Raw genomic sequence first — 20,625 nt, forward strand, 5'->3', positions numbered from 1 at the left:
GCGCAACCGCTCGCCTTCCCGCTTCGCCGGCGCATCCTCTCCATGATGCCGCCCGACGCCCTTCCCGTCAGCGTACCTTCACGACATCGCGTCGTCAAGATAACGACGTCGCGTCACGAAGAACCCGTTCCTGCTCCACCCTCTTCTTCAACGCCCGGGGAGCTCCTGCCGATCAGTCGCCTCGCGGCGCGCACGACGGGCTCGTCGACCATCCGGCCCTCGTCGTCCACGCACACCCCGCCTCCCGCCGCGTGGAACAGCTCGACGAGACGGCGCGCCCGGGCGAGCTCGTCCGGGGAGGGCGTGAACGCCTCGTGGATCGGCTGCACCTGAGCCGGGTGGATCGCGGACCGGGCGCCGAAACCCATCCGGCGGAGCTCCAGCGTGCTCGCCCGCAGCGCATCGAGGTCGCGGAAGTCGGTCGATACCGGCGCGATGGGCGCGTCGAGGCCGGCGGCGGCGGATGCGAGGACGACCTGCGCCCGGTGGTACGCGAACTCCGGCTCCCCCGGCGAAGGCTCCACACCCAGCTCGACGGCCAGGTCCGCCTCCCCGATGGCGAGCCGCACCACCCCCGGACAGGACGCTATCCCGACCGCGTCCACCAGTCCGGCCGCCGTCTCGATGAGGGCGATCACGGACAGCTCCCTCACCTGCTCCACCGACGCGCGGGACGCCTTCGGCACCATCACCCCGTCCGAGCCGAGTCCGGCGATCGCGGACAGGTCGTCCGACATCGTGGGCCCCGAGTTCACGCGCACCCACACGGGGGGGCCGTCCGCACCACGGGAGCCCAGCCAGTCGCGGACGGTCCGACGGGCGAGCTCCTTGTTCTCGGGGGCGACCGCGTCCTCCAGGTCGACGATGAGCGCATCCGCCCCGCGGCCGGCGGCCTTGGCCAGCTTCTCCGGCTGGTCGCCCGGCACGTACAGATAGGAGCGCGCGCTCAACGCTCCCCCCTCCGCAGCCCCTTGGCGATGACGGTGCGCAGGATGTCGTTGGTCCCCTCGCCGATGGCCATGAGCGGGGCGTCGCGGTAGAGGCGCTCGATGTCGAGCTCGGTGGAATACCCGTACCCGCCGTGGATGCGCATCGACTCGAGCGAGGCCTTGATCGCCACCTCGGACGCGAACAGCTTGGCCATCCCGGCCTCCATGTCCGCCCGCTTGCCCGAGTCCGATCGTGACGCAGCCCACCAGGTGAGCAGGCGGGCCGCCTGCACCTCGGTGGCCATATCCGCGAGCTTGAGCTGGATGGCCTGGAAATCGGCGATCGGACGTCCGAACGCCTGGCGCTGCTCGGAGTAGGACAGGGCGGCGTCCAGGGCGGCCTGGGCGATCCCGACCGCGCGGGCCGCGATGTTGATCCGTCCGACCTCGAGTCCGGACAGCACCTGCTGCAGGCCCCGCCCCTCGACGCCACCCAGCAGGTGGTCGGCGGGGACGCGGACGTCGTCCAACACCACCTCGCACGACTCGGTCCCCTTGTAGCCGAGCTTCCCGATGTCGCGGGAGACCTCGACGCCGGGTGCGTCCATGTCCACGATCAGCACGCTCATCCCGCGGTGGGGCGGGTCGGCGGTGGGGTCGGTCTTCACGAGCACGGGCAGGATCGCCGCGTGGCGGGCGTTGGTGATCCAGGTCTTCGTCCCGCGCACGACGTAGTGGTCGCCGTCGCGGGTCGCGCGGGTCGTGATGCCCTGCAGGTCGCTGCCGGCTCCCGGCTCGGTCAGCCCGATCCCCGTGCGCATCTCGCCCGTGGCGAGCTTCGGGAGCCAACGCTGCTTCTGCTCCTCGGTGCCGTGGTGGTCGATCGTCCAGCACGCGAGCGAGTGGCTCCCGATCGTGCCGGCCACCCCCATCCAGGCCTTCGAGATCTCCTCGAAGACGAGCGCGAGAGAGACCATGTCCACGCCCAGGCCCCCGTAGCCCTCCGGGACCGTGAGCCCGAACAGGCCCATCTCCTTCATCTTCTCCACGATCGGCGTCGGGTAGGTGCCGTCGTGCTCCCACTCGCGGGCCACGGGTGCGATGTGGTCGCGCGCGAAGTCGGCGATCACCTTGCGGAAGAGCTGCTGCTCCTCGGAGAGCTCGAAGTCCATCTATCCTCCAACCGGTGTGAACAGGGGGAGCTTGCGTCCGTCGGACAGGTCCTCCCACACGACGCGCACCCGGGAGCCGCACCCGACCTCGCCCCCGACGATGTTGGTGAGGATCACCGGACCCTCGTCTAGCCGGACGAGCGCGACCGTGTAGGGAGCCGCGAAGGCGGGGTGGGGGGACCGGTGCACGACCGTGTAGGAGTACACCTCACCCTCCCCGGGCGACTCCACGTATGCGAGGTCGGCGGACCAGCACTTCGTGCATAGGGAGCGCGGGTAGTGCTGTGCGTTCCCGCACGAACCGCACCGCTGGACGAGCAGACGCTCCTCGGACGTCGCCTCCCACCACGGTGCGGTGAGCGCGTCGGGAGGAGCGATCGGGCGCGGCTCGCTCATCGGTCCACCCCCAGGACGACGGTCGAGTGCGTGGACAGGATCCCGCCCGTCCCGTGGCAGAGCGCGAGCCGCGCGTCCGGGACCTGCCGGGCGCCGCACTCCCCTCGGAGCTGGCGCACCGCCTCCACCACGAGAAGGATGCCGAGCATGCCCGGGTGGCAGTACGAGAGCCCGCCCCCGGACGTGTTCATCGCCAGGTCGCCGCCTGGACCGAGCCGCTCGGCCGATGCGAACGCGCCCCCCTCGCCGCGCTCGCAGAACCCCAGTGCCTCCAGGGTGAGCAGCACGGTGATCGTGAACGAGTCGTAGATCTGGAGGACGTCGATGTCCGCAGGCGTCGTGCCGCTGCTCTCGAACGCGATGCGTCCGGACAGGTAGGCCCCCGTCGCGGTGAGGTCCGGCATCTGCGAGAACGAGCTGTGCGTGCTCGACTCCCCGTGTCCGAGCACGACCACCGGCGTCTCCGAGAGGTCGCGGGCCCGCTCGAGCGAGGTCATCACGACCGCCCCCCCGCCGTCGGTGACCAGGCAGCAGTCGAGCGTGCGCAGGGGCGAGCTGACCGTCGGCGACGCGAGCACGTCTTCCACCGTGAGAGGTCCGTCGCCGTGGCGGTACGCCTTCGGGTTGAGCAGCGCCCACTCCCGCGCGGCGACGGCGATCTCGGCGAGCTGCTCGGGCGTGGTCCCGAACTCGTGCATGTGACGCTGCGCTGCCAGCGCGTACATCGACAGGGGGTTGAGCGGTCCGTACGGGGTCTCGAACTGACCGGCGGGCGTCCGGTCGTCCGGGGTGCCGGCCAGCCTTCTCCGCTTGGCCGAGCGCTGGTCGCTCCCGTAGCAGATCAGCGCGACCTCGCAGAGCCCGGCCTCTATCGCGGCCGCCGCGTGGGAGACGAAGATCTCGAAGGAGGAGCCGCCGGCCATCGTGGAGTCGGTCCAGGTCGGGTAGATGCCGAGGTACTCGGCGGCCAGCGTGGCCGGGAACCGTCCGACGCCCGCCGTGAAGAGCCCGTCGACGTCCGGGAAGGCCAAGCCGGCGTCGTCCAGGGCCGCCTTCGAGGCCTGGGCCAGCAGGTCGAGGGCGGTGCGGCCCGTCACTCCGAGGTCGGACTCGGCGACGCCCACGATGCACGCGGTCACAGCCGCACCCGCGCGCTCCCCGTGGCCGCCACGCGTTCCCCGACCGTGACCTTGTGCTCGGTCGACACGTGTTCCTCACCGACCTCGGTCACCTCGGCCTCGCACCGGACGGTCTCCCCCGCGAACACCATCGACCGGAACCGGAAGCTCAGGTGGGTGATGAACGCCCGGGGGCCGAGGTGGTCGATCAGTTGCTCGGCCATGAGCGCACCGAGCGCCTGTCCGTCCACGACCGGACCCGGGAGCCCGGCGGCTTCGGAGACCTGCCGGTCGTAGTGCATGCGGTGGTGGTCCCAGGTCGCGCCGGCGTAGGCCACCATGTCCGCGATCGTGATCGTCCGCTCGAGCGGCGGGAGCGCGTCGCCCGCTTTCACTTCCGCTCCTTGTAGATCAGCGTCTCGGTGTTGCGCGCGATCGGCTCTCCGGAAGCGTCTGTGTAGGTGACCTCAGAGGTCACGACCAGCATCGCCTCCCCAGCCGAGGTGGTTCGCTCCGTGATGTCGACCAGTCGCCACGTCGTGGTGACGAGGTCGTCGGGACGCAGGTGCCGGTGGAACTCGTAGGCGTTGCCGCCCCTGATCGCGGCCAGGTGATCGACCGGGAGCCCCCACGTGTGGCCCGCGTAGCCGTCGGGGTCTGGCGGGAGTTCGACGAACTGGTTCGACTCGCAGACGAAGGTGGGGGGCGCGACAACGTCGTCGAACCCGTGGTCGCGAGCGTACGCGGGGTCGCGGTACAGCGGGTTGTCGTCGCCCATCGCGCGCGCGAAGTAGCGGATCGCGGCCCGTCCGACCTCCTCGTTCGCCGTGTAGACGACCTCGCGCCCGATGTGGGTGCGGATCTCGTCGGTGAGCAGAGTCACGCCACCGGCTCCCGCGCGAGCGCCGCCTCGAAGATCTCCTCCACCGAAGCGAGCGACGCGAGCCCGAGCACCGTGTCGGCGAGCCGCTCCACGGGGCCCCCGGCGTTCGCGCGCAGCTTCGCGATCAGCTCGGCGTCTGACGGGTCGCGCAGCGCGGGAGCCTCGCCCACGCGACCGCCGACCTCGACCCGGCCGGGAGCCTCGGCCGGTGGTCCGGCGAACGACGTCACCTCGTAGCGGACCCGTCCCGCCAGCTCGGCCACCTCCGGACGGTCCAGCCGCTCCAACGAGTCGACGGTCAGCTCGCCGTCGGTGGCCAGGACCGCCGCGCAGAACGGGAGGCTGAACCTGGCCTCGTAAGGGGTCCGGGGCCGGGCCTTCTGCGCAGCCGGCTCGCAGACGATCTCGACCGCGCCGGGCGGCACCCGGAAGACGAGGTCGTCGTCCGGGAGCGGCAGCAGCGTGCGCAGCGCGTCGAGCGGCGCAAGGACGAGCTGGCACGCCGGGTAGGGCTTCATAGACGTGGCGAGCATGTCCCAGCGCGATCCGAGGTCGGCGGTCAGCGCGTACGGGTCGACCTCGGCCTGCAGGTACGAGCGGTACAGGCCGTGCTTGCCCTCCAGGATCGTGTCCGGTCCGTCCGCCCCGGCCGCCGCCAGGCGCGCGGCCATGATCCCGTTCATCGACGCGAGCCCCGGGTGCAGCTGCTTCGTCGAGGAGCCGGTGTGCAGGAACTCGAGCGATCCGGCGGCCAGGCTCCCGGCGATGCCCAGCGCATGGGTGGTCCGCTCGGCATCCAGCCCAATCAGGCGGGAGGCGACCAGGGCGGCCGCGAAGACGCCACAGACCGATGTCGCGTGCAGGCCGCGGGAGTGGAACCCGTGCGGGACCGCCGCGCCCAGCCGGACCACCGTCTCGTACCCGGCCGCGGCGGCGGCCAGTACCTCGCGCCCGGACGCCGTAGGGAAGGCGAGCGCGGCGGGCAGGACGGCGGCGGTTGCGTGCACGAGCGCCGCCGGATGCGTGTCGTCGAAATCGAGCGCATGGACGAGCGCGCCGTTGGCGAGCGCGGCCATGGGAGCCGATGCGCGCAGTCCGACGCCGAGGACGGGAGCCTCTTCGTCGGATGTCCGGACGGCCTGAAGGACCGACGGGACGGCGCCCGTCCGGACGGCGGCCAGCGCACAGCCCACGCCGTCCAGCATGTGCCTCGTTACCTTCGCCTCCACCTCCGGCGGGACGTCGTGGAGCGAGAGCGCCCACTCGCTGATGCGTCGGGCGGCGGTCATCGTCCGAACGCCCCCGCCTCCCGCAGGCGGGTCACGGTCGGTTCGTCGTAGCCGAGGAGTTCGGTGAGCACGTAGGGCTCGTCCTCGCCGCGCGTGGGAGCCCGGCGGTACTCGGTGGGCGGCGGCCCGACGCGCACGGGGCTGGCCGGCTCGGTGACCGTGCCGAAGGCCGGGTGCTCGACGGTGACGAGCATCCCGCGCGCCTCGGTCTGCGGATCGGCCAGGGCCTGCGCCACGTCGTTGACAGGTCCGCACGGCACCCCGGCCTCGGTGAGGAGCTTGAGCCATTCGTCGCCGGGCCGGGCGCGGAAGGCGGCGTCGAGGATGGCGATCAGCTCGTCGCGGTTGCGGCGGCGCGCATCGAAGTCGCGGAACCGGTCGTCGTCGGCGAGCTCGGGCTGTCCGATCGCGGCGGCCAGGCGCTGCCAGAACTTCTCCTTGGCGCACCCGACGATGATCCACCCGTCGGCGGTCGGGAAGTTCTGGAAGGGGACGAGCGACGGGTGCGCCGAACGCGAGAGCCGCTCCGGCGTGAACCCCCCGTTGAGGTGCCACGTGGCCGGGTAGCTGAGCATCCCTATCGCGACGTCGAACAGGCTGACGTCGCAGTCGGTGCCGACGCCGTCGCGCCGCGCGGCGTGCAGACCGGCGAGCAGGGACGTGGCCGCCACGATCCCGCCCATGTAGTCGACGAGGGAGAGACCCGACTTGGCCGGGGGGCCGTCGGGCTCCCCGGTCAGGCTCATCCACCCCGCGATGCCCTGCAGGATGTAGTCGTAACCGGGCTCGGCCCGCCGGGGCCCGGTCATCCCGAACCCGGTGAGCGAGCAGCAGACGATGGCCGGGTTCAGGTGCTTCAGGTCGTCGTAGGTGATGCGCAGCCGCTGCGGGACGTCTCCCCGCAGGTTGGAGTAGACGGCGTCGGACACCCGCACGAGGTCCTCGAGCACCTCACGCCCCGCGTCGGTGGACACGTCGAGGCTGAGCGAGCGCTTGTTGCGGTTGAACGTCTCGAAGAACAGTGAGTCCTCGCCCTGCGCGAACGGGGGGACGTACCGCCCGACGTCGCCGCCCGTCCGGGGGTCCTCGATCTTGATGACCTCGGCTCCCAGGTCGGCCAGGTGCAGGGAGCCGAACGGTCCGGCGCCGTACTGCTCGAGCGCCACGATGCGGACATCCCCCAGCGGCTTCATCGTCCGTCCAGGATAGTCCCGTCCGGACGCCTGTTCCAGTGGGAGGAACGCTGGACCGCCCAGCGGTATGCTCTCGGACATGAACGCGCCGCAGATGTGGACGGGCCGGTACTTCGAGGACTTCGAGGTCGGCGACGTCTACCGCCACCCGCTCGGCCGCACCATCACCGAGGCGGACAACATCTGGTTCACGCTGCTGACGATGAACACGAACCAGATGCACTTCAACGCCCACTACGCCGAGAAGAGCACGTTCGGGAAGTACCTCGTGAACTCGGGCCTCACCGTTGCCATCGTGCTCGGGATCTCGGTCTCCGACGTCAGCCAGAACGCGATGGCCAACCTGAGCTGGGAGGAGATCAAGCTGCTCCACCCGGTCTTCGTCGGCGACACCCTCTACGCCGAGAGCCTCGTGGTGGACAAGCGGGAGTCGCGGTCCCGGCCGTACGCGGGGATCGTGAGCGTCAAGACGCGCGGGCTGAACCAGGACGGCGACGTCTGCCTGACCTGGAAGCGGTCGGTGATGGTCTACAAGCGCGACGCCCCCCAGGACAAGGGGCACTTCCCCGAGGCGCGGGAGCCGCTGACCGACGACTGACGGGCCGTCCCTCGATCGGACGGACCGAGTTCCTTCGCCGTTCCGGGACACACGGGCTCGCCTCGCGGCTCTCCTGCGCGGCCTGTGTCCCGGACCGGCGACATGCTGCCGCTCCCGCGCACGGACCGCCACCTACCCCCAACCCGGGCGGACGCGTGTCCCGGACCGGCGATCGGGACGTGCACGGGAGCCCGCCCCCGAGCTCCCGAGCCCCCGGGTGGAGCGGCGGGGTCAGCCGGGCGGCGAGGGGGACACCTCGGCCCCCGCCGGGGCCCCCGCTCCTTCGGCCCCCGCCGGGGCTCCGTGGGGCGTCCCCGCCGGCGGGGACGCCGCCGCGAACCCGCGCTTCGATCCCGCGATCAACAGGAGGCCGATGAAGACGCCGCCCGCGGCGGCCGCGAACGCTCCCCGGTATCCGAGCCACGATGCGAGCAGCCCGGAGACGGCCGCCCCGAACCCGAAACCGGCGTCGAAGAACATGCTGACCGTCCCGACCGCGGAACCGCGCTCCGCCTCCGGGGAGGAGGTCACCGCCATCGAGATCAGCGCCGGAAAGGCCAGGCCGTGTCCGATCGCGCAGAGAGCGGTGCCGACGAAGAGACCCACGACGTTGCCCACCCCGGCCACGACGAGGAGCCCGACCATGCCTCCCGTCAGCGCGAGCGCGGCCGCGCGCCGGTAGCCCAGGATGTCCGGGAGCTTGGCTCCCACGGAGCGGATCACCAGGACGATCCCGCTGTAGAGCAGGAAGGCGACGGCCGAGCCCCTGAGGCCCAGTTCCCGCGCGTACAGGGGCAGGAACGCGGTGAAGGCGACTATGCCGAGCATCATGAAGAAGAGGATCGTCCCGGGCAGGACGCCGGAGGGGTTTATCAACCGGGCCCGCTGAGCCAGCGCCGCCGCTGGGGGTCGGGTCTCCTGCACGGTCATGCACAGGACGGCCCCGAGGGCGGCGCATGCGCCGGACACGAGCCAGACCGCGTCGAACCCGGCCAGGCGCAGGACCGTCTCCCCGAAGGCGGGTCCGAGCGCGAGCCCGCCATGGAGGCCGAGCGAGAAGTAGGACATCGCCTCTCCCCGCCGGGCATCGGGGGCGAGGTCGCTGACCACCGCGACCGCGCCCACGAAGAAGAACCCCTCCCCCGCCCCCGTGACGGCGCGCAGGAGGACGAGGACGGGCAACGAGTCCGCCAGGGTGTACGCGGCGATCGACGCAGCCAGCGCTCCCGCTCCGCCCACCATGATCAGACGGCGGCCCCGCCGGTCTCCCGCCCGGCCGGCGAACGGACGCAGCACGACCGCGGACACGGCGAAGGCGGCGACCGCGATGCCGACCCCGGCGTCTCCCCGTCCGAGGGGCCCCCTCACGTACAGGGGGATGGTGGGCAGCAGGGCCCCGACGGCGACGAAGTAGGCGAAGGTGGCCAGGACGACCCTCACGAAGAGCGGGTTGGCCAGGCGCTGGGGGGCGTCGACGGTCGCGGTCACGGGTCCTCGGTCGCTCGGGGGCGGCCCGGGGGCCGCGAGAGACGTCCAGGGTACCCCCCGGAGAGACGGTGGGGGCCCGGCCTATAGGCCGAGCCCCCACTGACAACCCCCCGTGTGTTCTCTAGCCCGTGCGGGCGGTGGCGTAGCTGGACAGCACGCTCTTGTTCCCGGCCCCGTCGTAGGCGAGCACCTTGTAGTAGAACCGCACGCCCTTCTTGTGGCCCGTGTCCGAGTAGGCGGTGGAGGGCGACGCCACCGTGGCGATCTTCGCGTACCCCGACGAGTGGCTCGTGCTGCGGTGGACCTCGTATCCAGCCAGGCCGCTGCCACCCGTGTCCGTGGAGGCGGTCCAGGTCACTCGGACCCCGCCGGTGATCGTGGCTGCCTTGACGCTGGCTGGCTTGGACGGCGCCGTCCCGTCTGTGGGCGGCGTCGTCGTCGTCGTGGTCCCCCCGCTGCCCCATGCTGTCCGGAACTCGCTCCAGACGTTGGCGTCCTCACCGCCGAGCCTCCAGGTGGCGGCGCCGGCCAGTCCGTAGCGGGAGACGACGGGGATCTTCGCCTTGATCGACTCGCGGTCCTCGTAGTAGACGGTCCGGGTCGACCCGTTGACGCTGTAGGAGTACCAGGGCGCCTTCGCCGTGTCGTCCCAGCGGCGGGTCGCGCCGTACTTCACGCGGCGAGCCTCGACGTCCTGGTGAACGAGGCCCTCCCCGGAGCTGCCGAGCCAGTCGTAGCCGTAGAGCGGCATCCCCAGCTGCACCTTCGAGGGAGCGATGGCCGATGCCGTGAAGCGGGCGACGTCGTCGACCCAGGCCAGCGGCGCGACGGGTCCGGCGGTGCTGGTCGACCAGTGGTAGTCGTAGGCCATGACGCGAGCCCGGTCGACCACCCTGCCCAGAGCCGCGTAGTCCTGGGACCTCGGACCGTCCCAGGTCCCGGGCTCCGACGTCTTCGGGTGCAGGGCGACCGCGAGCACCTTGCCGCGGCTGCGCAGAGCCGAGCCCAGCTCGGTCATGAACGAGGTGAAGCGGTCGCGGTCGGCTGCGTACATGCTCTCGTAGTCGATATCGATCCCGTCGTAGCCGTTGTTCACGACGAGGTTCACGAGCGTGTTCACATGCGCCGTCCGGTTCGTGGAGGACGCGAGCATCGTCGAGACCCTGGCCGGGTCGAAGTCGTTGTTGATCGTCGGTATGACGCGGACCCCCCGCGATCGCGCCGCGTCGACCACGGTCCTGTCGCCGGCTCCCGGGTACGCGAGTACGGAGGTCGTCCCACGCATCTCGTACCAGAACGGCGACAGCTCCGAGTAGAGGTCGGCGTTGTCGGTGAAGGACTTGAGCGCCCTGGCCTGGTCCCAGTACGGGAGCCAGGCGGCGAGCTTCGGTCCGGACGTGGAGGCCGCTGCCGGTGCCGGGGGGAGGATCACGAGCGCCAGGAGGAAGGCCAGACCTGCGGCGGCCGATGTCCGGCCGGCCTTCGCCCCGAGCGTGCTGATGTGGTTCCGATTTGTCCGCATGGTTGATGCATCGGCCGGGAACGACTCGACCGAATAGTCCGTTCGGACCAGATGCGGACTCGTCGGCGGGTCACCCAGCCCGGGTTCGCCGCTCGGAGCCTAGCAAGGATGAGGCCCGGTGCCGAGCACCGGGCCTCCTTGTTCCTGGTACGGGGTGCGATCGCTACGAGTCGTGCTCGAGGGGCGTCGCCGGGCTCAGCCTGCGATCGCGCCCACGATGCATCATCAGCGTTCCCAGCGCGGCGAGCGTGGTCCCCAGGCCGGCGAGCGCCTGGATCGACGCGCCGGTGGACGGGAGGCGCTGCAAGCCTTCCGCTGCGGCGGCCTGCACACCCTTCGCGGCTGCGGCCCCGAGGACGGCCGCCGCCCCGACGCTGGTCGGTGCGTAGTAGGTGCCCATATCGCGTCTCCTTAGTGTCCTTTGACCCAGGTCAGGCTCTGGCGGCGCAGGACCCACTCCCGGAACAGGGCTTCGAGGTAGAACCACTGCGCTAGGTAGGTCATAACCACATAGGCGGGGAGTGAAACCAGCGCCCGGCGGACCCCGACCGTCGCCGCCGCCGCCACGGCGGGTATGGCCACCGCGAACAGGGGAGCGGCGACCAGCAGACCGACCCTGAGGTCGCCCCTGAGTGCCCCCGCGACCCCGTAGGTGAGGAGCAGCGGAACCATCAGCCAGGCGATGACGAGGTCGATCAGCCCGGCCAGGACGAGGAAGCTCAGGGAGGCGCGGCGACCGATCGCCCGGCGATGGGTGGCCAGGCACTGGAAGAACCCGCCCGCCCAGCGGCGCATCTGCGCCTTGTACAGGGTCCATGTCTGCGGCTCGACCGGGTACGAGATCGCGCGAGGGGTGTAGCCGACCCGGAAGCCGGCGAACTGCATGCGCCAGGTGATGTCCATGTCCTCGGCGAGCGTATTGCTCTCGTAGCCGGCCACGGCGCGGAGCGCCTGCGTCCGGAAGGCGGCCACGCAGCCGGAGAGGACGAACATCGTCCCGAGCGTCCGCTGGGCCCGCTTATGCACCCGCATCGCCATCGCGTACTCGACCATCCGTCCCCTGGCCCACATCCCCTTCTCGAACTGCGGGAGGACGGCCCCGTTCGTGGCGTCCCACCCTCCGTCGAGGTCGGCCACCAGCCGCTCGACGCACTCGGGGTGCAGGGTGGTATCGGCGTCGATCGAGATGACGTGGTCGGTCTGCACGTGCTGGAGGCCGAGGTTCTGGGCTCCCGCCTTCAGCCGATTGATCTCCGTGTGCAGCACATCCGCGCCGAGGTGGCGCGCGATCTCAGCGGTGCGGTCCGTCGAGCAGTCGTCGATCACCAGGATCCGGTCGGGACGCCGCGTCTGCCGGTGCAGGCTCCGGAGGGTGTGTCCTATCCAGGCCTCCTCGTTGTGCGCGGGGATCATGACCGTCACGGTCGACGGCCTCCCCGGGTCGGGGCGGGGCGGCTGCGGGAGCCACTGCGCGACCTTGCCGCTCATGACGCGCAGGCCGCCGGCCACCTCGGCGACCTCGGCGAGCGTGAGCCCCTCCTCCCCAAGCAGGCCCCGGTGGACGAGGTCGAGTAGCACGTCCGCGCGCGCGGCCATCCCGCTCTGGGGCACGAGGACCGCGTGGGGCAGGACCCGGGGGGCCATCCTCCCGAGGCGCGTCCAGCCGCCTGCGGACCGGTCGGCCGGCACGACGAGACCACCCTGGGCGAGCAGCCGCTGGACCTCCGTCCACAGCAGGGGACGGGGGACCGTGCCGGATGCCAGCAGGGTCACGGGGTCGCTGCCCATGGTCGCAGCGAGGTTGCGGACGAGCGAGGCGAGGGCGGCGGGCGGCCCCGGCCACTCGGTGAGGACCTGGGCCCTGGCCAGCCCGACCACTGCGTCCGCCTCCTCGGGCGTGGCGACCACGCAGTGGATCCTGTCCTGCGGCAGGGGTATACGGGTGACGGTCTCCCGGAGCAGGTCGGGGCCTCGGCCCCCGCTCACGAGCGCCCAGGCGCCGGCCACGGTCTACCGCCCGTCGATCGCTGGGAGCGTGCCCCTGGCGTCGCCCACCTGGCGCAGCGGCCGGACGTCGGCGTCGAGCGCGTCGGGTGACATGAGCCTCGTCAGCAGGCGGTCCCGCATCCGGTCGTTCTGCCTCTCCAGCACCGCCACCCGGTGCTGCAGACGGGCGAGGCGGGTGGCGGCGTCCTCCAGGACCCGCCGGACCTGCGAGGGCTCCAGCCCGTACAGCGAGCGGCGGAATGGGGTCTCGAGCAGCGCCGACCGCACGAGGAGCGTCTCGAAGTTGTCCCGGGGCTCCCCCTGCCGAGGACGGGCCTCGTTCAGGGCGGTCACCACGCGGTCCCACGGGTCCTCGCGGGCGGCCTCGGGCTTCGTCGCCTCCTGGGTGCGGATGTCGACGAGCGTCTCGAGGAGCGCGTCCCACCACTCCTGCAGGCGAGCCACCTCGTCCTCGAGGAACGAATGGGAGGCGGCGACGAGCGAGAGCCACCCCTTGACGGCCTGCTGATCGAGCCCGCGCATGGAGGTCGGGAACTCGCGCGTAGCGATCTCGGCGGAGTGCACGGGGGTGAGGACCTGCTCCTCCCGGCGACGGCGGATGCGCTCGGCCTCCTGGATCGCGACGGCCTTGATCGCCTCGGCCTCCTCGAGCGCGGCCTGACGGATGGCGGCTACGTCGGCAGCGGCCTCGGCCTGAGCCACGATGGAGCCCGCCTCGGCCCGAGCCCGCTCGATGATCGCTTCCGCTTCCTCCTGGGCGTCCGCGATGAGCGCGGCTATGGCGGGGTTCAACTCGTGTTCGGCCGTCGTGACCTGGCTGCGAGCCTCGGCCTCGGCCTGCTTCAGGACGGTCTCCCGCTCGCGCTCCGCCTCCCGGCGGATCGCGTACGCCTCGGCCATGCCCTGGGCGACGATGTCCTCGGCCCGGCGGCGGGCCTTCTGGATCATGCGACGGCGCGGCAGGTCGAAGCCCTCGTCGCCTGTGCCCTCGCGTCCGTGCACGGCCTCTCGGCCCTCCCCAGGTGTCTAGACCTTCTGCACTACCGGTGAAGTGGTCCCCCGGGCGGGGGACCACGAAACCTGTAGGTTCGGGGGGAATGAGGCAGGCGGTCGTCATCGGATCGGGTCACAACGGGCTCGTCGCCGCCGCGTACCTGGCCCGGGCTGGCTGGGCGGTCACGGTGCTCGAGCGGCGTGACGTCGTGGGCGGCGCCACGGTCACGGAGGAGCTGGCCCCCGGCTTCCGCGTCTCAACCGCCTCCTACTCGCTCTCGCTGCTGCGTCCGCGTATCCACGCCGAGCTGGACCTGGCCACGCACGGCCTCGTGATACAGCCGAAGGACCCCCAGCTCTTCGCGCCCCTGCCCGGTGGACGGCACCTCCTCGTCTGGCGCGACCCGGCCCGGACCCGGTCCGAGATCGAGCGCATCGCGCCCGGCGACGCGGACGGCTACGCGCGGTACGGCGCGTTCCTCGACGCGGCGGTTCGGCTCATCCGGCCTGCCTTCGAGGCCCCTGAGCCCCCGGCGCTGGCCGACCTCGAGCGACAGCTGCCAGAGGAGGTCTTCCGGCATGCCATCGTCGGCTCCGCGTCCGAGACGGTCTCCCGGTTCTTCGCCTCCGACGAGCTCCGCGGGATCTTCGGGTCCCAGGGGATCATCGGTGCGTCGGTCCCGCCCAGCGCGCCCGGGACGGCCTGGGTCCTGACCTACCACGCGCTCGGGGGCGAGCTCTGCGGTGCGACCGGCACCTGGGCGTACGTCCGGGGCGGGATGGGCGGCGTGTCCCGGGCGCTGGCCGCGGCCGCCGCCGAGGCCGGAGCCGCCATCCGGACCTCCGCGCCCGTGGCGCGGGTCGTCCAGGAGCGGGACCGAGTCCGGGGCGTCGTGCTCGAGGACGGGACCGAGATCGGGGCGGACGCTGTCCTCTCGTGCGCCGACCCGGTGCGGACAGGCGGCCTCATGGAGGCGGTCCCCGAGCGGTACGCGCAGCGGCTGTCCGCCTGGCGGACCGCGAGCCCCGTGGTGAAGGTGAACCTGGCCCTCCGCGAGCTCCCCAGCTTCGTCTCCTCGCCGGGGACCGAGCCCGCCCCCCAGCACGCCGGGACGATCGAGGTCTCGCCGTCGCTGGGCTACCTGGAGGAGGCGTACGCGGAGGCGGCCGGGGGCGCCGTATCACGCCGTCCGTGGATGGAGGTGTTCATCCAGTCGGTCACCGACCCGACCCTCGCCCCCGGAGGCGGACACGTTCTGTCGGCGTTCGCGCAGTACGCACCGTCGGGCCTGTCCGACGCCCTCGGACGCATATCGGACGCAGACCGCGCAGGGTGGGAGCGTCTCCGTGCCGCGGCCGGGGACGCCGTGGTCGAGACGCTGGCCGAGCACGCGCCGAACCTCCCGGACGCGATCGTCGCCCGGCAGGTGCTCGGACCTCCCGACCTCGAGGACCGGTTCGGCCTCACGGGCGGGAACATCTTCCACGGCGAGATGACCCCGGAACAGTGCTTCGACGGGCGGTTCACCGCCCGCACCGGCGTCCGGGGGCTATACCTCTGCGGGTCGGGCGCCCACCCGGGCGGGGCGGTGACCGGCGCGCCGGGGCGCAACGCCGCGCACTGCGCGATGTCCGACGCCTAGCGGTCGCGCCAGCGGGGGTCGGCCGGCTGGGCGGCGGCGGCCAGCGCCTCACGCACGACGTCGATGAGCTCGCGGGGGCCGACCGGCTTCAGCACGTACGCCTGGGCGCCGCGCGTCCGGGCCATCTGGCGGAAATCCTCGTCGTCCCGCGATGTCATGACCACGACCGGGACGGACGCGTATCGCGTGTCGCGGCGCAGGTCCCCGAGCGCGGCCCACCCCGTACGGCCGGGCATCATCAGGTCGGTCACGATCAGGTCCGGCGCCCCCTTCCCCTCGAGGTGCGCGATCAGCTGGTCGCCGTCTCCCAGCTGGGAGACCCGGTACCCCTGCTCGCGCAGGATCCGCGCGCACAGGGTGCGGAAGTCGTCGTCGTCGTCGACGAGCAGCACGTGCGGAGGTGTCCCCATGCCTCGATCATCGCGCACCCCATCCGACGAGCGGCGTCACTGGCGCGTCCTTATCCCGAGCGCGCGCAGCTCCAACGCGGCCAGGGCGTGGTACGCCCCCGACTCGAGGGCGCCGGCGGGATCCGGCGTCGCCCGCCTCAGCTCGCTGAGGGGGCGGTTGGCCACGGCCCGAATCGCGAACAGACGCAGGTCGGGAGCGGAGCCCAGGAGCCGACGGGCGGCGGTCGCCTCCCTGACCCACCTGGCGCGACCCGGCAGGTAACGCAGCGCGACGAACGCGATCGGCAGGACGGCCACGACCACACCGAGGACGAGTGCGAGGGTCATGACGGCCTCCTGCTGGGCGGCTCCCGCACGCTCCAAGGCGCGTCCGGCCTCGGCCGCCGTGTCCAGCGGGCCGGACAGCAGCCTCCCGACGACGGGGACGCCGGAGACGCTGCTCCCGGCCGACCCGAGCCCCTGCGCTATGCGGGAGCCCCCCTCCTCGAGCATCCGGCCGGGCTCGACGAGGGCAGCGACGAGGTCGTGCAGCCACATGCCCGTCCGTACCCAGAGATAGGTCCAGGCGGCGACCGCGGCGTCCAGCGCCATCTGACGGGCGCGCAGCGACGGCGTCTCGGCGTACAGGGTCATCTGTCCTCCCTGGGTCAGGCGGAGCGCAGCACGACCTCCACACCGGCCGGGTCGGTGACCCGGAGGTCGGTGTCGGTCCGGCGGGGGTCGAGCGGCGACGACGACATGTGGGTCTCGAGGGAGGCGAGATCGGGGACGGTCCAGGTGTAGCGCACGAGCCCGGTGGCCTCCGGGGGCGCGGTCCGGCCGCGCGCCCACACGTTCGTCCCCAGGTGATGGTGGTAGTCGCCGGCGGCCAGGAAGAGGGCTCCCGGCAGGGTCCGCTGGGTGACGCGGAGGCCGAGTCCGTCCGCGTAGAAGCGCTCGGCTCCCTCGATGTCCGGCACGTGCAGGTGGACGTGTCCGAGCTGCGTGTCGGGGTGCAGCGGTCCGGACGCGGGAGCCTCGCCCAGGATCCCTTCGTCGTCGAGCCGCCGGCTGTACATGGCCACCTGGTCCTGCTCCCGGGGCCACTCGTCGCGGGGACGGTCGCGGTACAGCTCGATCCCGTTGTTCTCGGGGTCGCGCAGGTAGACGGCCTCGGACACGCCGTGATCGGCTGCCCCCTCCAGGGGCCAGCCGATCTCGAGGAGCCGGCGGAGTATCGAGCCGAGAGCCGGCCGGTCGGGGACGAGCATCGCGCAGTGGTAGAGCCCGACCGAGGGGTAGGGGCGGATGGGGGCTCCCGGGTCGTGGGTCAGGCGCACCGTGAACCCGCCGCCGGACGGGGCGAGGAGGAGCTCGTCCTCCCGCCGGTCGGCGTGCAGTCCCAGGACGTCGGTGTAGAACCGGACGCTCGCCTCCAGGTCGCGGACCCGGAGCTCGTAACCGGCCAGGGAGGCATCGGGAGGCATCTCGTACCCCGACATGCCTCCGACTCTGGCAGGTCGGCCAACCCCGCGCCATGGGGAGGGAACGCGTGGGCGGCGGCGAATGGACCGGTAGCCCTCCCCCGAGCATGGAGTCACGCGTGCGCAGAGCCTGGACAGCGTTGATGGCGGCCCTCGTGGCCGCGCTCGTGATCGTCCCCCTCCCGGCGCGAGCCGGAGGACTGTTCACCGAGGTGGTCGCGTTCGCGACGAAGACCGGGTACAGGGGGGTCGTCGCATGGCAGGCGACGCAGCCCGTCTCCGGTGTCGTGCGGTACGGGACGAGTGCCGGCGCGCTCGACCGGACGGCGGCTCCCGAGCCCGGGCTCCCGGACACCGCCCAGATGGTGATGTTCGACGGTCTCACGGTCGGCCTCACCTACTACGCGCAGGTGGTCGACACGCGCACGGGCGAGGCCTCGAGCACGGTGAGCTTCCGGGCGGTGAACGCCTACACCGACCCCGGCGACCCCTACACGATCGACCTGGTCGCCCAGCTGGACAGCCCGGAGAGACCCGTCGTCGACCGCGGTCCCGACGGCGCCAACCTGGCCGATATAGCGCGCGGCATGGACATCATGGCCGAGCGCACGTGGGACGCCTCGGACGGGTTCGTCCGGGTCGGGCGCGTCCTCGTGACGGACACGAACCTCGACCACGCCGCGAACGTGCCCTTCTACAACAACGCGCCGTGCGGGTTCACGAAGGGCAACATGGCGGACTTCCTGATACAGACGACGATCCCCCACGACAGCCACACCTGGAGCGGGTTCGCCATCGAGTCGCCCTGCACCCAGATCTCGCTCGGGAGGCGCGGACAGCTGCTGGCGACGAGGTGGCGCGACGACCTGCACCTCGGATACGTGGCCACCCACGAGCTGATGCACTACGCCTTCAACTCACCCGACCTGTACTCGGCGACCGGCCCTGGAGGCTGCGCGAACCCCGACTGGAACGGTTCGATCATGCACAACTCCGGCGGTTGGGCCGGGTCGCGGTGGTACCTGACCGAGCTCGACGACGGCACCTCCTTGACCCCGTGCCAGATGACGGGGAGCTCGAGCTGGGCCAGGCTGCGCGGACGCTACGGGCGGGTCCCGGTCCGCAACGCCACGACCGGCTTCTACAACAGCCACGCGGCGCTGGCCCGGGGCAACCCCGACGGGAGCGCGGTGAAGGCCGGGGGTCTGGAGATCTGGGTCCTGAAGCGGCTCCCCGGGGGTTCCACCCTCACCCGCTTCGAGTACTCCGAGCCGCCGGGTCCGATCGTCGTCGGGCTACCGCCGCAGTGACCTACCAGTACTCCTCGGGGAGCTTGGCCTCGATGGAGCGCAGGTTCTCCCGCGCGCACGCCACGCAGACGTAGGAGACGCGCCGGTCCTCCGTGAGGATGGTCCACCCCGGCGGGATCGAGTCCTCCGCGCAGGTGACGCTCTCGCCGCAGCGCGAACAGGACACGGTGCGGGAACGGTCCGTCACTTCAGCGTCGCGCTCCCCCCGTCCACCACGACGACCGCTCCGGTGACGAACGCCCCCGCCTTCGAGGACAGGTAGATCGCGGTGCCGGCCATATCCTCCGGCTCACCGTGTCGCCCGATCGGGATGGACGTCCGGATCGCCTCCCCCACCGACTCGTCGGAGAAGGCCCACTTCGTCATCTGGCTCGGGAACAGTCCGGGCGCGATGGCGTTGACCGTGATGTTGTCCTGCACGAGCTCCTTCGCCATGTGGCGGGTGAGCTGGTGGATGGCGGCCTTGGAGGCCGAGTAGGAGAAGTTGTCCATCATCGGGACGTGGATCCCGTCGATCGACCCGATGTTGATCACCCGGGCCGGGTCGCGGTCGGAGGCGGCGGCCCGCAGCTGGGGTCGGAGGAGCCGGGTGAGGTGGAACGGCGCCTTCACGTTGAGGTTCCACACCCGGTCGAACGCGTGCATGGGGAACTCGTCGAAGGGGGCTCCCCAGGCGTTGCCGGCGTTGTTGACGAGGATATGGACGGACCCCTCCCGCGCCTGCAGCTCGCGCGCCAGGTGCTCGACCCCCTCGTCGTTGGACAGGTCGGCGGGGATCGATCCGCATCCGAGCTCCGCGGCGACCTCGTCGCAGACGTCGGCCTTCCGCGAGGAGATGTAGACCTTGGCTCCCGCCTCGGTGAAGCCACGAGCGATCATCAGGCCGATCCCTCGGGAGCCGCCGGTGACGACCGCGGTCTTGCCCTCGATCGAGAAGAGGTCAGAGATGCCCATGCACCCTCCTGTGTCCTGCCGCCCAGGCCCCCAACGCTACTGGACCGGCTCCACGTCGTACCTGGCACGCCAGGCGTCGAGCCCGCCCTGCAGGGCCGAGGCCTGCACGCCGAGCTGGATCAGTCGCCGCGCCGCACGGGCGCTGGTCGCCTCGTCGCGTCAGGTGCAGTACAGGACGACCGGATGGTTCTCGAGGCGCTCACGGGCCCACTCGTCGACCTGGTCGGGAGGCACTCGGACGTCCCCCGGGATCCGGACGCCGTCGTGCTCGTAGGACGAACGGGAACGGACGTCCATCACCACGGGCGGTGCGGGAGACGCGAGCAGGGCCGCGAGCTCCTCGACGGTCGTCCGGGGGACGTCCGGGTCCGGACCCTCGAACAGCCCCGTGGCGAGCGATGTCCTCTCCTCGGAGAGGGTCGTCTCGGCGAGGCGCGCCGCGTACCAGGAGGAGAGCGGCGTCGCCGAGGCGCCGTGCGCGAGCACGGACACCACCACCACCACACCGGTGGCGGCGAGCAGCCGGTCGGAGCCGGGCACGTCCGCGTGGACCACGATCAACGCGAACAGGAGCGAGTTGAGCCCGCGGGGGCCGAACCAGGCGATGAAGAGACGAGCGCTGCGCGAGAGCGCCCGGGACCGCGCGACCAGTACGGCGCCGATGGCGAGGGGCCGGATGACGACGATGGCGAGTACGGCGAGGAGCACCGCAGGCCCTACGGGCACGAGCGGGATCTGCGTGGACAGCAGCGCGCCGAAGAGGACGAAGGCGACCAGCATCGACATCTCCGCCGCCGACTCGCCGAACTCGAGGAAGCAGTCGCATAGCGACTGGTTCAGCACGGTGACGGCCAGACCGCCCGCGAAGGCGGCGAGGAAGCCGTCCCCCCCGACCGCGACCCCCGCGACGTAGGCGGCCAGGACGAGCCCCACGCCGAACAGGGACTGGTAGGTGCGACGGATGCCGAACGCCGCGTCGGCACGCGACATCAACCAGGCTCCCCCGGCTCCCACGGCGAACCCGGCGGCCGGGCCCACGACGAAGAGGCTGAGCGCGAACCGGGCCCATCCTCCGACCCCGCCCACCTCCGCGTTGGCGACGGCGACCAGGACGAGGATCACGGGCAGGACGACAACGTCGTTCGTGCCCGCCTCGATGCCGAGCGCGGCTCGCACCGAGCGCGGCAGCCTCCGGTCGCGCAGCACGTCGCGCAGAACGACCGGGTCGGTCGAGGCGAGGATCGCTCCGAGCAGCAG

At 71.8% G+C, this 20,625-nt stretch carries 22 protein-coding genes; 3 read left to right on the plus strand and 19 right to left on the minus strand.

The window, feature by feature from the left end; translation table 11 throughout:
• Positions 1 to 113: 113 nt before the first annotated feature.
• From VM840_03080 to VM840_03115, 8 genes are read right to left on the minus strand one after another with little or no spacing between them, the layout of a single operon-like run.
• Positions 114 to 950: a CoA ester lyase gene (locus VM840_03080; GenBank protein HVL80560.1), complete on the minus strand. Its 837-nt coding sequence runs from the start codon at positions 948 to 950 to the stop codon at positions 114 to 116.
• Entirely contained in the window at positions 947 to 2,101 is a 1,155-nt protein-coding gene (locus VM840_03085; GenBank protein ID HVL80561.1) for an acyl-CoA dehydrogenase family protein, read from the minus strand. The genes VM840_03080 and VM840_03085 overlap by 4 nt, the downstream gene beginning before the upstream one ends.
• Positions 2,102 to 2,497 (minus strand): Zn-ribbon domain-containing OB-fold protein, encoded by a 396-nt coding sequence (locus tag VM840_03090; protein HVL80562.1) that lies wholly within the window; start codon positions 2,495 to 2,497, stop codon positions 2,102 to 2,104. It lies immediately after the preceding gene.
• Positions 2,494 to 3,636 carry an acetyl-CoA acetyltransferase gene (locus VM840_03095; GenBank protein HVL80563.1) on the minus strand — a complete coding sequence of 381 codons (1,143 nt, stop codon included), beginning with the start codon at positions 3,634 to 3,636 and terminating at the stop codon, positions 2,494 to 2,496. The genes VM840_03090 and VM840_03095 overlap by 4 nt, the downstream gene beginning before the upstream one ends.
• The gene (locus VM840_03100) at positions 3,633 to 4,010 is read right to left on the minus strand and encodes a MaoC/PaaZ C-terminal domain-containing protein (GenBank protein ID HVL80564.1); all 378 of its coding nucleotides are present in this window, start codon (positions 4,008 to 4,010) and stop codon (positions 3,633 to 3,635) included. The genes VM840_03095 and VM840_03100 overlap by 4 nt, the downstream gene beginning before the upstream one ends.
• Positions 4,007 to 4,498, minus strand: a complete 492-nt coding sequence (locus VM840_03105) for a MaoC family dehydratase N-terminal domain-containing protein (GenBank protein ID HVL80565.1) — start codon at positions 4,496 to 4,498, stop codon at positions 4,007 to 4,009. The genes VM840_03100 and VM840_03105 overlap by 4 nt, the downstream gene beginning before the upstream one ends.
• Positions 4,495 to 5,787, minus strand: coding sequence for an MmgE/PrpD family protein (locus VM840_03110; GenBank protein ID HVL80566.1), 1,293 nt, complete (start codon positions 5,785 to 5,787; stop codon positions 4,495 to 4,497). Before VM840_03110 ends, VM840_03105 begins: the two co-directional genes overlap by 4 nt.
• Positions 5,784 to 6,980 (minus strand): CoA transferase, encoded by a 1,197-nt coding sequence (locus VM840_03115; protein HVL80567.1) that lies wholly within the window; start codon positions 6,978 to 6,980, stop codon positions 5,784 to 5,786. Before VM840_03115 ends, VM840_03110 begins: the two co-directional genes overlap by 4 nt.
• A 79-nt stretch (positions 6,981 to 7,059) precedes the next feature.
• Between VM840_03115 and VM840_03120 the strand changes: the two genes are divergently transcribed.
• Positions 7,060 to 7,578: a MaoC family dehydratase gene (locus VM840_03120; protein HVL80568.1), complete on the plus strand. Its 519-nt coding sequence runs from the start codon at positions 7,060 to 7,062 to the stop codon at positions 7,576 to 7,578.
• A gap of 231 nt (positions 7,579 to 7,809) precedes the next feature.
• Here VM840_03120 and VM840_03125 read toward each other — a convergent pair whose 3' ends face one another.
• The 5 genes from VM840_03125 to VM840_03145 all read right to left on the minus strand — a co-directional run bounded on the left by VM840_03125 (position 7,810) and on the right by VM840_03145 (position 13,597).
• Positions 7,810 to 9,066 carry an MFS transporter gene (locus tag VM840_03125; GenBank protein ID HVL80569.1) on the minus strand — a complete coding sequence of 419 codons (1,257 nt, stop codon included), beginning with the start codon at positions 9,064 to 9,066 and terminating at the stop codon, positions 7,810 to 7,812.
• A 121-nt stretch (positions 9,067 to 9,187) separates the two neighbouring features.
• Positions 9,188 to 10,588 (minus strand): glycosyl hydrolase family 18 protein, encoded by a 1,401-nt coding sequence (locus VM840_03130; GenBank protein HVL80570.1) that lies wholly within the window; start codon positions 10,586 to 10,588, stop codon positions 9,188 to 9,190.
• Positions 10,589 to 10,751: 163 nt separating this feature from the next.
• Positions 10,752 to 10,988, minus strand: a complete 237-nt coding sequence (locus tag VM840_03135; protein HVL80571.1) for a hypothetical protein — start codon at positions 10,986 to 10,988, stop codon at positions 10,752 to 10,754.
• Between the two features lie 11 nt (positions 10,989 to 10,999).
• Positions 11,000 to 12,595, minus strand: a complete 1,596-nt coding sequence (locus VM840_03140; GenBank protein ID HVL80572.1) for a glycosyltransferase family 2 protein — start codon at positions 12,593 to 12,595, stop codon at positions 11,000 to 11,002.
• A 3-nt stretch (positions 12,596 to 12,598) separates the two neighbouring features.
• Positions 12,599 to 13,597, minus strand: coding sequence for a hypothetical protein (locus VM840_03145; protein ID HVL80573.1), 999 nt, complete (start codon positions 13,595 to 13,597; stop codon positions 12,599 to 12,601).
• A gap of 95 nt (positions 13,598 to 13,692) precedes the next feature.
• Here VM840_03145 and VM840_03150 point away from each other — a divergent pair, with 95 nt between their 5' ends.
• Positions 13,693 to 15,231 (plus strand): NAD(P)/FAD-dependent oxidoreductase, encoded by a 1,539-nt coding sequence (locus VM840_03150; protein ID HVL80574.1) that lies wholly within the window; start codon positions 13,693 to 13,695, stop codon positions 15,229 to 15,231.
• On the opposite strand, the gene VM840_03155 is transcribed toward VM840_03150, so the two are convergent.
• Genes VM840_03155 through VM840_03165 form a run of 3 tightly spaced genes read right to left on the minus strand, consistent with a single transcriptional unit; the run spans position 15,228 to position 17,122 of the window.
• Positions 15,228 to 15,641, minus strand: a complete 414-nt coding sequence (locus tag VM840_03155; protein ID HVL80575.1) for a response regulator — start codon at positions 15,639 to 15,641, stop codon at positions 15,228 to 15,230. The genes VM840_03150 and VM840_03155 overlap by 4 nt on opposite strands.
• A gap of 36 nt (positions 15,642 to 15,677) precedes the next feature.
• Positions 15,678 to 16,274, minus strand: a complete 597-nt coding sequence (locus tag VM840_03160; GenBank protein HVL80576.1) for a hypothetical protein — start codon at positions 16,272 to 16,274, stop codon at positions 15,678 to 15,680.
• A 14-nt stretch (positions 16,275 to 16,288) separates the two neighbouring features.
• Entirely contained in the window at positions 16,289 to 17,122 is an 834-nt protein-coding gene (locus VM840_03165) for a VOC family protein (protein HVL80577.1), read from the minus strand.
• 89 nt (positions 17,123 to 17,211) lie between these two features.
• Between VM840_03165 and VM840_03170 the strand changes: the two genes are divergently transcribed.
• A complete protein-coding gene (locus VM840_03170) occupies positions 17,212 to 18,414 on the plus strand; it encodes a hypothetical protein (protein HVL80578.1) in 1,203 nt (400 codons plus the stop codon).
• Between the two features lies 1 nt (position 18,415).
• Here the strand turns inward: VM840_03170 and VM840_03175 are convergent, their stop codons facing one another.
• The 3 genes from VM840_03175 to VM840_03185 all read right to left on the minus strand — a co-directional run.
• Complete coding sequence (locus tag VM840_03175) at positions 18,416 to 18,580, minus strand: hypothetical protein (protein ID HVL80579.1); 165 nt, start codon at positions 18,578 to 18,580, stop codon at positions 18,416 to 18,418.
• A 17-nt stretch (positions 18,581 to 18,597) separates the two neighbouring features.
• A complete protein-coding gene (locus VM840_03180) occupies positions 18,598 to 19,362 on the minus strand; it encodes an SDR family oxidoreductase (protein ID HVL80580.1) in 765 nt (254 codons plus the stop codon).
• Between the two features lie 165 nt (positions 19,363 to 19,527).
• Positions 19,528 to 20,625: cation:proton antiporter (locus VM840_03185; GenBank protein ID HVL80581.1), on the minus strand; the 1,098-nt coding region annotated here is incomplete at its 5' end.

Source organism: Actinomycetota bacterium, from assembly GCA_035540895.1.
Lineage (GTDB): Bacteria > Actinomycetota > JAICYB01 > JAICYB01 > JAICYB01 > DATLFR01.